At 68.9% G+C, this 13,585-nt stretch carries 8 protein-coding genes; 7 read left to right on the top strand and 1 reads right to left on the bottom strand.

Annotation, left to right across the window (positions count from 1 at the left end):
- Window positions 1-99: 99 nt before the first annotated feature.
- The 5 genes from ABUA28_RS07285 to ABUA28_RS07265 all read left to right on the top strand — a co-directional run bounded on the left by ABUA28_RS07285 (window position 100) and on the right by ABUA28_RS07265 (window position 9,281).
- Window positions 100-3,504, top strand: coding sequence for an FtsX-like permease family protein (locus tag ABUA28_RS07285; protein WP_349903377.1), 3,405 nt, complete (start codon window positions 100-102; stop codon window positions 3,502-3,504).
- On the top strand, window positions 3,501-6,293 hold the full coding sequence (locus ABUA28_RS07280; protein ID WP_349903376.1) for a hypothetical protein: 2,793 nt from the start codon (window positions 3,501-3,503) through the stop codon (window positions 6,291-6,293). The genes ABUA28_RS07285 and ABUA28_RS07280 overlap by 4 nt, the downstream gene beginning before the upstream one ends.
- Entirely contained in the window at window positions 6,290-7,276 is a 987-nt protein-coding gene (locus ABUA28_RS07275) for an ABC transporter ATP-binding protein (protein WP_407075426.1), read from the top strand. Before ABUA28_RS07280 ends, ABUA28_RS07275 begins: the two co-directional genes overlap by 4 nt.
- Entirely contained in the window at window positions 7,273-7,989 is a 717-nt protein-coding gene (locus tag ABUA28_RS07270) for an ABC transporter ATP-binding protein (protein WP_349903375.1), read from the top strand. Before ABUA28_RS07275 ends, ABUA28_RS07270 begins: the two co-directional genes overlap by 4 nt.
- A gap of 164 nt (window positions 7,990-8,153) precedes the next feature.
- Window positions 8,154-9,281, top strand: a complete 1,128-nt coding sequence (locus tag ABUA28_RS07265) for an acetate/propionate family kinase (protein ID WP_349903374.1) — start codon at window positions 8,154-8,156, stop codon at window positions 9,279-9,281.
- 153 nt (window positions 9,282-9,434) lie between these two features.
- Here the strand turns inward: ABUA28_RS07265 and ABUA28_RS07260 are convergent, their stop codons facing one another.
- Window positions 9,435-10,337, bottom strand: a complete 903-nt coding sequence (locus ABUA28_RS07260) for a type IV toxin-antitoxin system AbiEi family antitoxin domain-containing protein (RefSeq protein WP_349903373.1) — start codon at window positions 10,335-10,337, stop codon at window positions 9,435-9,437.
- A 333-nt stretch (window positions 10,338-10,670) separates the two neighbouring features.
- Here ABUA28_RS07260 and ABUA28_RS07255 point away from each other — a divergent pair, with 333 nt between their 5' ends.
- Complete coding sequence (locus ABUA28_RS07255) at window positions 10,671-12,857, top strand: DNA polymerase III subunit gamma and tau (RefSeq protein ID WP_349903372.1); 2,187 nt, start codon at window positions 10,671-10,673, stop codon at window positions 12,855-12,857.
- Between the two features lie 3 nt (window positions 12,858-12,860).
- Window positions 12,861-13,466, top strand: coding sequence for a recombination mediator RecR (recR, locus tag ABUA28_RS07250; RefSeq protein ID WP_349903371.1), 606 nt, complete (start codon window positions 12,861-12,863; stop codon window positions 13,464-13,466).
- Window positions 13,467-13,585 lie beyond the last annotated feature (119 nt).

Raw genomic sequence — 13,585 nt, 5'->3', positions numbered from 1 at the left:
GCGTGCGTGTCGCTAGTATTGCCCGAGCGGGCGGGCCGCCGTCCGGCAGAAACCGGGACACTGTAGGTCTATGAGCGCGTACGTCTGCGACAGCAAGGGATGACGCGCGGCACCCTGCCCCTGTGGCTCCTGAGTCTCACCGCGCGTCGAGTGCGCGGCAACTGGCGACTCCTCACGGTCGTGACGGTCATCGCAATCATCGCCTGCACCCTCGTCACCTCGGTCGGCCTCCTCATGTTCGCCACCGAGCAGGGTGGCGTGAGGGCCGCGTTCCACAAGCTGCCCGCAGAGCAGTCCGTGATCGACATCCGGATGTTCCGACCGCAGATCGCCACCACGAAGGTGACGGCGCTCGCGGACAAGGCGGTCGATCGCGTGCTCGGGGACGCGGCGACATCCTCCGTGAGCGTCATCGCCAGCTCGGAGTTCCTCACCGTTCCGCAGCTGAGCGGCGCGGTTCCGGCGCTGGGCTACTTCGGCGAGCTGGATGCCATCACCTCGCACGCGAGGCTCGAGACCGGGGACTGGCCCTCCGCCGGCGACTCGTCGACGCGCGTCCCCGTCGCCATCCCGACGTCGGCGGCGAAGGCCTTCGGGCTCGCGGTCGGCAGTGAATTCGCCACGACCTCAGGAACCATCGTGACCACGGCGAAGGTCGTGGGCATCTACACGGCGATCCAGCCGAAGGGCGCGTACTGGGCTCGCGACGCGCTGGACGGTGCGGGATACATCGCCGGATTCGCCACACCGGATGTCTCCACCTACTCGCCGACGAACGCGTTCGGCCCGGTCGTGGTGGCGCCGGGTGTGCTCGCGACCGCCGCGCTTCCGGTGCGCTCGCTCGACATCCGCTACGCCCCGGACTTCGACCGGATCACGGTCTCCCAGCTTGCCCCGCTCGTCGACCGGCTGAAGGACGCGAACGACACCGTGAGGCAGAACATCGGGCTCGTGGCCTCGAGCGTCGTGTACTCGAGCACCCTGGGCGACGGCGCGAGTGAGATCGCGTCCGCACTGATCGTCATGCGCTCGACCGTCGTGGTCGTGAGCCTGCTGCTGCTCGGGCTCGCGCTGGTCACGCTCGGTCAGGCCGGTCGGCTGTCGAATGAGGCGCGAGCGGACGAGCGCCAGTCGATGCACGCGAGGGGGGCTTCTGACGGCCAGCTCCTGGGCCTCGCGGTGTTCGAAGCGCTCGGCATCGGTGTGATCGCCGCCATGGTGAGTCCCCCGCTGGCGGGTCTCGTGTATCGTGTGCTCGCGGCGCAGCCACCGATGGTCGCCGCGGGGATGACGGCGGATGTCGGCCTGCCACCGCTCGTCTGGGCGGTCGCCGCCGGAGTCGCCATTCTCTTCGTCGTGATCCTGGTTGCACCCATGATGCGGCGCGGGAAGAGGTTCCTCGCCGACGACCCGAGCAGGCATCGCCAGTCTCGTGCCTCCGGCATGATGCGCTCGGGGTTCGACCTGGCACTCGTCGTCGTGGCCGTCATCGTCTTCTGGCAGCTGCTGGTCTACCGCTCGCCGGTGAACTACACGGCGTCTCTCTCGGTCGACCCGATCCTGGTCATCGGGCCCGCGATCATGGTGCTCGCCGGTGCGCTGCTCGCCGTTCGGCTGATCCCGCTGGTATCGCGGCTGCTCGGGCGGGTGGGGCAGCGCTCGAGGGCCGCGCTGGGCGCGCTCACGATCTGGGAGATCGCGCGGAGGCCGAGGCGGCTCACCGCATCCGTGCTGCTTCTCACCCTCGCGCTCGCCGTGGGCACCTTCGGGGAGACCTTCCTCGCCACCTGGCGGCAGTCCCAGGTGGACCAGGCCGACTTCACCGTCGGGGCGCCCGTGCGTGTGCCGGCGGATGACCATCTGGGTGGCGCGGAGGCGGGGGTGCTCTCTGCCGGGGCAATCGGCACGCCGCAGCCGGCCATCCGTCGTCTTGGAACGGTGGCCGCCTCCGGCCCGGTGATCACGGATGCCGTGGGCGACGCCCTGACGGGAACGAACGCGCTCGTGCTGGGGCTCAGTTCCACGGCGCGTGGCTACCTCGACCGCGGCAGGCTCGTGACCGAGGGCGGTGCGAAGATTCGCAGCGTCGTCACGCCGCCGAAGGACACTGCGACGGCGGTGCCGCTGGCCGGGGACGCCGTCGGCCTCGCCGCCACGATCCAGATCGGAAACGCCGACTACACCATCCCCGGGGTCTCCGCGCGCATGCACGCGATCCTGCAGGATTCCCACGGCCTGCTCAGCACGGTCGACCTCGGCTTCGTTCCGGTCGACGGGCGCGAACACCGGGTTGAGGCGACCTTCCCGACGCTGCCGAAGGGCGCGACGATCGCGGTCCCGCTGAGTTTCGTCGGACTGCAGTCGGACTTCATGGTGACGGATCCGGACGCGCTCTGGCCGCACGGCGGAGGCGACAACACGCCCGTGAACATCCTCGTCAAGGGGCTCGTCTCGCTCGAGGCGTCACCGATCGACGCGGCGGAGGATGCCGCGCTGCCCTCGGTGCCGTTGAAACTCGGCAGCGACCAGAAATGGTACGGACACAGCTCCGACCCGTTCGCCGATGACCCGTCGACAATCAACGTTCCGCAGGGCTGGCAGCTCAGGCTCGGCGTGATCGTGCCGGTGACGGTCAATGCGAAGGCCGTGCAGTTCGTTCTCACCGGCTGGAACCCGGAGGGGTACATGCCCGCGGTCATGTCGGCAGGCCTCGCGAAGCACATGGGCGTGAAGCGGGGGGTGCCACTCACCGTGGTCATGCCTGACGGGCAATTCGGCATCATCGTCGAGGGCACGACGCCGCTCATCCCGGGCAGTCGGAGCACCGTGCATCTCGCGGCGGACAACGGTGGCCTCGACCCGAGCCAGGCAGACACGATTGTCGTCGACCAGCAGTCGCTCGCGCGCGCACTTCTGCAGGAAGGCATCTCTGATCCCGTCGTCGACGAGTGGTGGGTCGACGTGCCCGCCGGTCACGGACAGGCGTACCTGGATGCCCACCCCCAGCGCGTGGGCGTGGCGGCCGCCCAGAGCAGCGAAGCGATCGCGCTCACCCTGCAGCAGGATCCGATGCGGGTCTCCGCGCAGGCGGCACTCTGGCTCACCATTCTCGGTGCCGCACTGCTGGCCGCGATCGGCTTCGCGATGCACACGGCCGCCGGGATGAGATCCAGGCACACCGAGTTCGCCCAGCTGCGTGCCGTCGGACTCTCACGGCGGATGCTCGTGACCCTGATCGGAGCGGAGTCGCTCATGTTGTGCGCGCTCGGCACCGCCTTCGGAGTCGCGCTCGGCGTGGTGGTCGGATGGCTCGTCGGCCCCGTGATCACGGTCTCGCCTGACGGGACACCGACGGTGCCCTCCGTGCTCGTCGTCATCCCGTGGCTGCAGGTGCTTGCGCTCATCGGCGTGGTCGTCGCTGCGCTCGTGGTGATCGTCGCGAGCATCGCGGGCTCGCAGAAGACGGCCGATCCGGCCCAGATCCTCCGGGGAGCGAACGAATGACGCGCGCCGACAGCGCAGCAGCGCGCCTCGCCACGAGGCTGCGCTCCGCGGTCGCCCTCGGACCCACCCTGCTGTGGCGTCGGGCACGAAGGGATGCGCCGCTGCTCGTGGCGTGGACGCTGCTCGCCGCGATCACGATCGTGCTCGCGCTCGCGGGCCCGCGACTGCTGACGGGCACGGTCGACGCCGGTGCGCGAGAAGCGGTCGCCACGGCGGGAAGCCTGGCGGACATCCACATCCACAGCCTCGTCGGCGTCCAGCGGCCGTCCGACCAGTTCCGCATCGTCTATCCGAGCGATTTCGCCGGGATCGCCAGCGACGCCATTGAGAGACTGCCTCGCGCAATTCGTCAGGTGACCGCCGGTCACGTCGTCACCGTGCTCGGGCCGCAGGCGAGCCTCATCGCGCACGACGCCGAGCCGCGCCTGACCGCGAGCGGTGTGAAGTTCCGCATGGCGATGCTGAACCCGCAGAATCTCGGCGAGCTGTCGATCGTCAAGGGCACATTCCCGCCCACGAGCGAGGTTCCGAGCGGTGATCCCATCGGAGTCGTGCTGTCGGAGCAGGCGGCCAAGGCCAGCTCGCTCGACGTCGGCAGTGTCGTGACCGTGCCGATCCCGAACGTCGCGGGCAATTCACCTCCGCTCCGGGTCGTCGTGACGGGGATCGTCACGCAGAACGGTCACCACGCGAATCCGTCGGTGTGGAGCGATCTGCCGGCCGTCTGGAACCCGCACGCGGGCTCCACGCCCGCCTTCCCGTCCACGGAAGTCATCGTTCTCGCGCAACCGAATGGGATCAACGCGGCTGCCGGCTTCTATCTCACTCCCTTTGACGGAACCGTGCGGGTGCGGCTCGATCCCGCCGCCTTCACGGGGGACTCCGTTGAGGCCGTCAGCTCGGCGATCGAAGCACTGGTCGCCAACAGTTCGACGCTCGTGGCCGCGTCGAACGCGACGCTGGACGTCAACTCCCCGTTCGCGAATGCCCTGGTTGGCTATGCGAGCCAGGCGAGGGCTGCCACCTCCCAGATCTCCGTGGTGCTGGTGGGGATACTCGGGGTCTCGCTGGCCGTGCTCATCCTGCTGTCGAGACTGCTGGTCTCCCGGCGCGCGGGCGAGATCGACCTGCAGCGATCCAGGGGAGCGGCCGCGTCGGCGATCGTCGCGCGCTTCATCGTCGAATCCGTGCTGGCCTGTGCCGTTGCGGTCGCGCTGGGGCTCGCGGTGGCGGCCATCGTCGCCCCGGGTCCGGTGGCGCAGCCGATAGTGCTGGCGAGCGTGATCGTCGCCCAGGCGCTTGCGGCGCCGGTGCAGGCATCCGCTCTCATCGCCCGTTCTCGGGTCAGGCGCACCTCCTCTGTGCAGCGTCGGGAACGCCTCGAGCGGCAGCGGCGCGACCTCGCCAGGCGCATCACCGTGGAGGCCTTCGTGATTGCGCTCGCGGTTGCCGCCGTGGTCAGCCTGCGGTCCCGCGGGCTGCTGCAGACGACGACAGCGGGGATCGATCCGCTGCTCTCGGCCGCTCCGCTGCTGGTCTCCGCCGCGATCACCGTCGTCGCGCTGAGGATCTACCCGTGGCCCGTGCGGCTTGCGGGCTTCCTCGGCAGGCGCACCCGGGGCCCGCTCGGCCTTCTCGGTGCGGTGCGCGCGCGCCACTCCGTGACGGTTCTGCCGCTGCTCGCGCTGACGCTCGCCGTCGCCCTGACCGCCGCGAGCGCCCTCATCGGCGCGACCGTGCGGTCCGGCCAGCAGGATGCGGCCTGGCAGCGTGTCGGAGCCGACGTTCGAGTCGACGGGGCAATCAGCGAGGCGCAGGTCGCGCGGGTGGCGGACGCGCCGGGTGTCGACGCCGCGGCGTCGTTCCTGTCCAACATCAACGTGCATCTCGCCCTGAGCAGCGAAAGCGTCATCGTCACGATGCTCGCGGTCGATCACGGCTACCCGGATGTCGTGCACGCGCTGCCGAGGATTCCGGGGCTCGCGCAGGCGTCGGCATCGGGTGCGCTGCGCGAACTGGCCTCTGCGGGCACGCCGGACGGCAGGCTGCCCGTCGTGGTCGGCCCGGAGCTCGCGAACAAGGTGAAGACCAAAGACATGACGATGTCGGTGGGCGAGCACGACATCCCTGTACGCGTGATCGGGGACACGGGTGCCGGCCCGGACGGCTACCTCGACGGGCCGTTCGTCTATGTCGACCTCGCGTCGCTGTCGACGATGCTGTCGAGGACGGTGACCGCCGACTCGCTGCTCGTCGTCGGAGCCGGTGCAACCCGGGCGGTCGCCGATGCGCACATCCCGCACGCCACGGTCCACACCCGCGCGGGCTGGATCACCTCCTGGAACGGCCAGGCCATGGTCTCGGGCGTGCAGAACATCCTGAACATGTCCGCCTGGGCGCTCGGCCTGCTGGCACTTGTCGCGCTCGTGGCGACGGTGCTGGCCGGGGCGGGAGAGCGAGCGCGTTCGCTCTCGCTCGTGAGAACGCTCGGGATGCCGCTGGGGCTCGGATGGTGGCTCGCGCTGGCAGAACTGGCGCCCCTCGCGATCGCCGCGGTCATCGGCGGCGTGGCCTCCGGACTGGCGATCGTGCTGTTCCTCGGGCCGGCGCTCGGCCTGATCACCCTGTCGGGAGGGCTGTACGCGCCCGCGACGACCGTGTCATGGTGGTTCATCCTCTGGCTGGTCGTGGCGAGTGTGATTGTTGTCGCGGTCGCGGTGTTCGTCGAAGTCCTGCTGCGCAGGCGTGACCGAGTCAGTGAAGTGTTACGAGTGGGAGAGACGGTATGACGACCATGACAGCCCCGGGCCTTGCTGCGACGAGCGCCGAGTACGGTGCAGACGCACTCATCGTGTGCGACAACGTGGTGCGCATCTACCAGGTCGAGAGCATCGAGGTGCAGGCGCTGCAAGGTCTCGACCTGCTCGTGAACGAGGGGGAGATGATCGCGATCATCGGCGCCTCGGGCTCCGGAAAGTCGACCCTGCTGAATGTGCTCTCCGGGCTCGATGCGCCGAGCGCCGGTCGCGCGGGCGTCGCGGGCTGGGATCTCCTGCGGATGACCGCGGCCGAACGTCTCAACTACCGTCGCAACGTGGTCGGTTTCATCTGGCAGCAGACCTCGCGCAACCTGCTCCCGTACCTCAGCGCCACAGAGAACGTCTCGCTGCCCATGGCCTTCGCGGGCGTGCGCCGGAGTGAGCGGGCGCGCAGGGCCACCGAGATGCTCGACGCGCTGGGGATGGCGGACAAGGCGCGCCGCAGGCCGGGCGAGCTCTCCGGGGGAGAGCAGCAGCGGGTCGCCATCGCGGTGGCGCTCGCCAACCGGCCGCAGGTGCTGTTCGCGGACGAACCGACGGGAGAACTCGACCGGGCAAGCGGCGACGACGTGTTTGCGGCGCTGCGCGCGGCAAACGAGAACTTCGGCACGACGGTGGTCATCGTGACCCACGACGCCGAGGTCTCCGGCCAGGTGCAGCGCACGGTGGCCATCCGCGACGGCCGCACCTCATCCGAGGTGCTTCGGCGAGTCACGGTCGACGAACACGGTGCATCCGAGACGGTCGCGGAGGAGTTCGCGGTGCTCGACCGCGCGGGCCGACTGCAGGTTCCTGCCGCCTACCGCAGTTCACTGGGCCTGAGGGATCGGGTGCGAATCGAGCTGGAGCCCGATCACCTGGGCGTGTGGCCGGTCGCCGAGCGCACGACGAAGCCTGCGGTCGACCGTGGAGAAGGGCCCGTACCAGACTCCGCAGGGGAGGACCAGAAGTGACAGACACAGCCGCGTCCACGCACGGACGCCACGCCCTCGTCGTGCCGGACATGGTCACGGCAGAGCACCTCTCGCGCAGCTACCGTTCGGCCGCGGGCGACGTCCACGCGCTGCAGGATGTGTCGTTCAGCATCCCGGCCGGCGCCCTGGCCGCTCTCGTCGGCCGCTCGGGCTCGGGCAAGACGACGCTGCTCAACTGCATCGGCGGCCTCGACGAGCCCACGAGCGGCACGGTCGTGGTCGACGGGATCGAGGTGAGCGCGCTGGGCGAAAAGGCGCGAACGCTTCTGCGCCGGGACCAGATCGCCTTTGTCTTCCAGACCTTCGGCCTCATCCCGATGCTCTCGGCGAGCGAGAATGTCGGGCTGCCGCTCCGACTGCGCAAGACCGATCCGCGGCAGCGCGAGGAGCGCGTGGCCGAGCTGCTCGAGCTCGTCGGCCTGAGCGCGCACGCGGCGCAGCGGCCGTCGGAGCTGTCTGGTGGGCAGCAGCAGCGGGTGGCGATCGCGCGGGCGCTGGCCAATTCGCCACGCCTGCTCATTGCGGATGAACCGACCGGCCAACTCGATGCAGAGACGGGCGTCGCGGTGATGGAACTGCTGCGTTCTGTCGTGCGGACCGAGGGGATGACCGCGATCATCTCCACGCACGACCCGAGCGTGCAGGCCGGGGCCGACCTGGCCATCCAGCTGGAGGACGGTCGCCTCGCGTAGCCCGCAGGTCGGTCTCGATACGCGGGCTCGTTCCGCGCGCCACCCTGCCTGCGAGTAACGTTGGACGCAGTGAGGCCTCATTCCTCGCCGGCACGGTTGCCCGATGCTGGCGCATCGTCCCCTCCGGCGGCTCTGAACACTCCACAAGGGACCAAGGACACCGCGTGACCCAGATCTTCGTCGTCAACTCCGGCTCATCATCCATCAAATACCAGCTGGTCGACCTCGACACCGAGACCGCCGTGCTGAGCGGACTGCTCGAGCGGGTGGGCGAACCGGGCTCCGGGATCCCGGATCACGAGGCGGGGATGCGCCAGGTTCTCGCGACGCTCGGCACCGACCGCGAGATCGCCGCTGTCGGCCACCGCGTCGTGCACGGCGGGTCCCTGTTCACCTCGGCCACGCTCATCACCGACGAGGTGGTGCACCAGATCGAGGAGCTCAACGAGCTCGCGCCACTGCACAACCCGCCGAACCTGCTCGGCATCCGTGCCGCCCGTGCGGCCCTGCCGGACGTACCGCACGTCGCGGTGTTCGACACCGCCTTTCACCACACGCTGCCGGAGTCCGCGTTCACCTACGCGATCGAGGCCGAGCTCGCGAAGAAGCACGGTGTTCGGCGCTACGGATTCCACGGCACCTCCCACAAGTACGTCTCCGAGCAGGCGGCACTGTTTCTTGATCGACCCCTGGCCGAGCTCAAGACGATCGTGCTGCACCTGGGCAACGGAGCATCCGTCTGTGCCGTCGACGGCGGGGTGTCCGTCGAGACGAGCATGGGGATGACGCCGCTCGAGGGCCTTGTCATGGGCACGCGCTCCGGCGACATCGACCCGGCCGCGCTCATCCACCTGCACCGGGTGGCCGGCCTCGACTTCGACCAGCTCGATGACCTGCTCAACCGGCACAGCGGCCTGCTCGGGATGACCGGTACCGGCGACATGCGCGACGTGCACGACGCGGCCGTTGCCGGCGACGCGGCGGCGGAGTTGGCGCTCGCCGTCTACGCACATCGCATCCGCGGATACATCGGCAACTACGCGGCCCAGCTCGGCGGCCTCGACGCGCTCGTGTTCACCGCCGGTGTCGGCGAGAACGGCGTGCATCTGCGTGCGCGCGTCCTCGCGGGCCTGGAGTTCCTGGGCATCTCGGTCGACCCGGCGCGCAACGCGTCCCCATCGAAGCAGGCCCGCTACGTCTCGCCGGAGGGTTCCCCGGTCGCCGTGCTCGTCATCCCCACCAACGAGGAGCTCGAGATCGCGCGCCAGACCGTTGCCGCTGTCGCCCCCTGACCCGGCCTCATCCACTCCCATCCCGTCACCCCCACCGGCCGCCCGCGCAGCTAATTATGGAGATCGGGAGACACGCCGTGGAATCCGGCCGTTTTCGGCGTCGTGTCGCAATCCATCCGTAATTGCCGTGGTCGGCCCGGTGGCAGATCCCGACTAGAAGCACTCCCCAACCCTCGCGACGACACGCCCGCGCCGCCGTTCCAGATCGCGTGCCGCATCCGCAGCGGCGCGTTCGATCACCGCGAGAGTCTGTGGCCAGCTCGAGTGGATGTGTGCGGGCAGGATGCGGATGGTCGAACGCCCGAGCCCCGCGGCGTGCAGGTCGCGGTCGAGGTCGAGGTCGATCGCACGCTGCTCGTCACCCGCGTGCCAGGCCCTGCTGTCGATCTCAAGCCCGAGGCAGTCGTTTACGACCAGGTCCTGGTGGCCCAACCCCGGAATCGCCCCCTGCGGCTCCGCGCGGTATCCCACTCGCTGCAGCCGCAGCCTCACGACCGTCTCGTTGCCCGATCCGCTGATCAGCACCAGGTCGGGGCAGTACTCGTGCAAGCGGCGCGGTGCGAGCTGCCACAGTCGCAGTATGTCGTCGAGTGGGAGGAAGCCGGTGTGGATGGCGGACTCGAGCGCTGCGATCGCATTCTCTTCGTCGAGGCATCGGATGGCCTGCCAGAGCGCCTGCATCCTGGTCGCTCGCCAGGGCGTCTCCATGCCGAACCGCGGCCGTTCCCAGTGGAAGCGCGGTGTGACTCCGTCCGCCGTGAGGAACTCGAGCGACACGTGCGACGTCTTCGGCGTGAGCTGCAGGTGCGCACGCATCCCGTGTCCGGCCCACACCCCGGACTCGCGCAGGAGCGACACGCATGTCACGGCGCCACCAACGCGCGCGGCACTCGCCGTCAGGGAGTCGAGGTGCGCGCATCCGTACGTGCCTCGTCGCAGGCGGACGATTTCGCCCCGGCTTATGGCCGCGCGCACGCGGGCCTCGGTGAGTCCGATGTCGCGAAGCTGGGCCACACTCGCGACGTGTCCGAGTCTGCAGAGAATCGAGGAGGACATCCGGCCAGTCTGGTGACGCTCGGCAGGCCCCGGGGCTGCTTCGCCGGGTCGGTGGACAGCCCGCGAGCCGACCGTGCTGGTGAGGAGCAGACCGGATGCCCGCCCATCCCTCCCACCCCGCCCGCCGACCTTCCCACTCCTCCCGTCCGCGTAGCTAATTACGGAGATCCGGAGACACGCCGCGATATCTGGCCATTTTCGGTGGCGTGTCGCATTTCCTCCGTAATTGCCGTGCAACGAGCCACCGCAGACGCCTCGCCCACCTCGGGGTCAGTCTCCCCGCCAGGTGCGCCCGGCAAGCGCGTGTCAGCCGCCGCCGGTACGCTGTAGTGCGTGGTCACCGCCCTATATCGCCGCTATCGGCCAGAGACATTCGCCGAGCTGATCGGGCAGTCGCAGGTGACCGATCCGCTCCGCACGGCGCTGCGCAACGACAGGGTCAACCACGCCTATCTCTTCAGTGGTCCGCGCGGGTGCGGCAAGACGACATCCGCCCGCATTCTCGCGCGCTGTCTCAACTGCGCGGAAGGTCCGACCGACACCCCGTGCGGCACGTGTGCGAGCTGCGTCGAGCTGAGCCGCGAGGGCAGCGGATCGCTGGATGTCGTGGAGATCGACGCCGCCAGCCACAACGGTGTTGACGACGCCCGCGACCTGCGCGAGCGAGCCGTGTTCGCCCCGGCCCGCGACCGCTACAAGATCTTCATCCTCGACGAAGCGCACATGGTGACGCCCCAGGGCTTCAACGCGCTGCTCAAGATCGTCGAAGAGCCGCCGGAGCACGTCAAGTTCATCTTCGCGACGACCGAGCCCGAGAAGGTCATCGGCACGATCCGCTCGCGCACACACCACTATCCGTTCCGCCTCGTGCCCCCGGCTCAGATGCTCGAATACGTGCAGCAGCTCGCCACGAGCGAGAAGGTCGATGTCGAGCCCGGCGTACTTCCCCTCGTCGTGCGCGCCGGCGGCGGCAGCGTGCGAGACACCCTCTCGTTGCTCGACCAGCTCATCGCGGGTTCGGAGGGCTCCAGCGTGCAGTACGAACGGGCCGTCGCACTCCTCGGCTATACGCACGGTGCGCTGCTCGGCGACGTGATCGAGGCCCTCGGGACCGCGGATGCCGCCACCGCATTCGCCGGCGTCGACCGCGTCATCCAGACCGGCCAGGACCCGCGTCGATTCGTCGAGGACCTGCTCGAACGGCTGCGCGACCTCATCGTCGTGGCCGCGACCGGCGAGGGCGCTGCGGCCGTGCTGCGCGGCGTGCAACAGGACGAGCTCGACCGCATGGCCAAGGAGGCCGCGCTCTTCGGCGTCGCCGAACTCTCCAGGACAGCGGATGTCGTCAGCGCCGCCCTCAACGAGATGACCGGGGCGACCTCCCCGCGCCTGCATCTCGAGCTCATGATCGCGCGGGTGCTTGTTCCCGCGAGCGATGACTCGGAGCGCGGAACGCTCGCCCGCGTGGAACGTCTGGAGCGGCGCATCGGGGTTTCCGACGGGCCATCAGCAGTCGAGTCACGCGGGGGGTCAGCGGAGACCGCCGCGAAGGCTCCGCCCATAGAGGCCCACCACACCCCCGCCTCCGCGGCGGTCTCCGCTGACCGGGTTACTTCGTCGGTTCCGAATGCTACGGAGAAGCCGATGGCCGCGGCTGGAGAAAGTGCGCCTTCCATATCAGAGGTTGCACCCGCAGAGCCGCCTTTGACGGCACAAGCCGAGCAGCAGAAGCCTGTCGCGCCTAGACCCACGCCAATGGTTCCGCCGGTCGAGCTTGTCGAGACCTCACCAAGCGGTGGCCCAGCCCCAGCTCCGACGACACCGGCGGAGGTCACCCTCCAACAGGTGAAAGACGCCTGGCCCGAGATTCTCGAAGTGGTGCAGAAGGCCAAGCGCACCGCGTGGATGGTCGTCTTCACGGCCAAACCGCTCGAACTGCGCGACGGTGGCATCCTGGTCCTGTCGTTCCAGAGCCAGAACGATGTCGACGCACTGAAGCAGCAGACCATGCCGGGTGAAGGCGTAGGCGACTATCTCAAGAAGGCCGTCTTCGACGTTCTCGGCTTCACCCCGAAGTTGCTCGCGAAAGTCGAGACGACCAAGGCATCCGGCCCGGCCCCGACAGCACAGACTCAGGCAAGGCTCGCCGAACCGGATGACGCGCCGGAGCCGACTGAACCGGATGTCGAGTCGCCGGCCCCAGACGGCAACACCTGGTACACGGCACCGGTCTCAGACTCCGAGCCGGAGACCAGGCCGGTGCGCGCGGAACCGGAGAGCGCGCCGAAGGTCACGCCCAAGAGCTCACCCAAGGGCGACTCCGCAAGCAGGCCGAAGACGCAGCCCGGCGCGAAAGCGCAGCCCGTGTCATCCGTCCCGCCCGAACAGCAGGCACCGCAACCCGAGAAGCCCGCATACGACAAGGACCGCTACGGTGAATCCGTCGTGCGCGAGATCCTCGGCGCGAGCTTCATCGAGGAGCAGGCGATCGCTCCCCGGGTCGCCCCGAGGGAGAGCTAGTTCGTGGCGGGATATGAGGGCATCGTCCAGGAGCTCATCGACGAGCTGGGGCGCCTCCCCGGGATCGGGCCGAAGTCTGCGCAGCGCATCGCCTTCCACATCCTGCAGACCGAGACCTTCGACGTGACCCGCCTCGCCGAGGTGCTCATGGAGGTCAAGGAGAAGGTGCGGTTCTGCGAGATCTGCGGCAACGTCACCGAGCAAGAGCAGTGCAACATCTGCCGTGACCCACGCCGCTCACCCGCGACAATCTGCGTCGTCGAAGAGGCGAAGGATGTCGTGGCGATCGAGCGCACTCGCGAGTTCCGGGGCCTCTATCACGTGCTCGGCGGTGCGATCAGTCCCATCGACGGCATCGGACCGGACCAGTTGCGCATCCGGCAGCTCATGCAGCGTCTCGCGGACGGTACGGTCACCGAGGTCATCATCGCGACCGATCCCAACCTCGAGGGCGAGGCCACGGCGACCTACCTGTCGCGCATGCTCATGCACCTCGAACTCAAGGTCACCCGCCTCGCCTCGGGTCTGCCCGTCGGCGGCGATCTCGAGTACGCCGACGAGGTGACCTTGGGCCGCGCGTTCGAAGGCCGACGGCTCGTCACCGACTAGATTTTTTCATGTTGGCGCCATGATCGGCCTCTTCGCGTGCCCTCTCTCATAACGGATACCGTCCGTTTTCTTCCGTGAGTGATACTCTCTTTGAGGGTGTGGAAATGGATACTCGGCGT

The sequence above is a fragment of the Parafrigoribacterium humi genome (genome assembly GCF_040227205.1).
GTDB classification, from domain to species: domain Bacteria; phylum Actinomycetota; class Actinomycetes; order Actinomycetales; family Microbacteriaceae; genus Parafrigoribacterium_A; species Parafrigoribacterium_A humi.
This window is presented reverse-complemented; position numbering and strand designations above follow the sequence as displayed.

Coding starts and splice junctions, on each gene's coding strand:
- ABUA28_RS07285 (WP_349903377.1), top strand. CDS start 100: ATGACGCGCGGCACCCTGCCCCTGTGGCTCCTGAGTCTCACCGCGCGT.
- ABUA28_RS07280 (WP_349903376.1), top strand. CDS start 3,501: ATGACGCGCGCCGACAGCGCAGCAGCGCGCCTCGCCACGAGGCTGCGC.
- ABUA28_RS07260 (WP_349903373.1), bottom strand. CDS start 10,337: ATGTCCTCCTCGATTCTCTGCAGACTCGGACACGTCGCGAGTGTGGCC.
- ABUA28_RS07275 (WP_407075426.1), top strand. CDS start 6,290: ATGACGACCATGACAGCCCCGGGCCTTGCTGCGACGAGCGCCGAGTAC.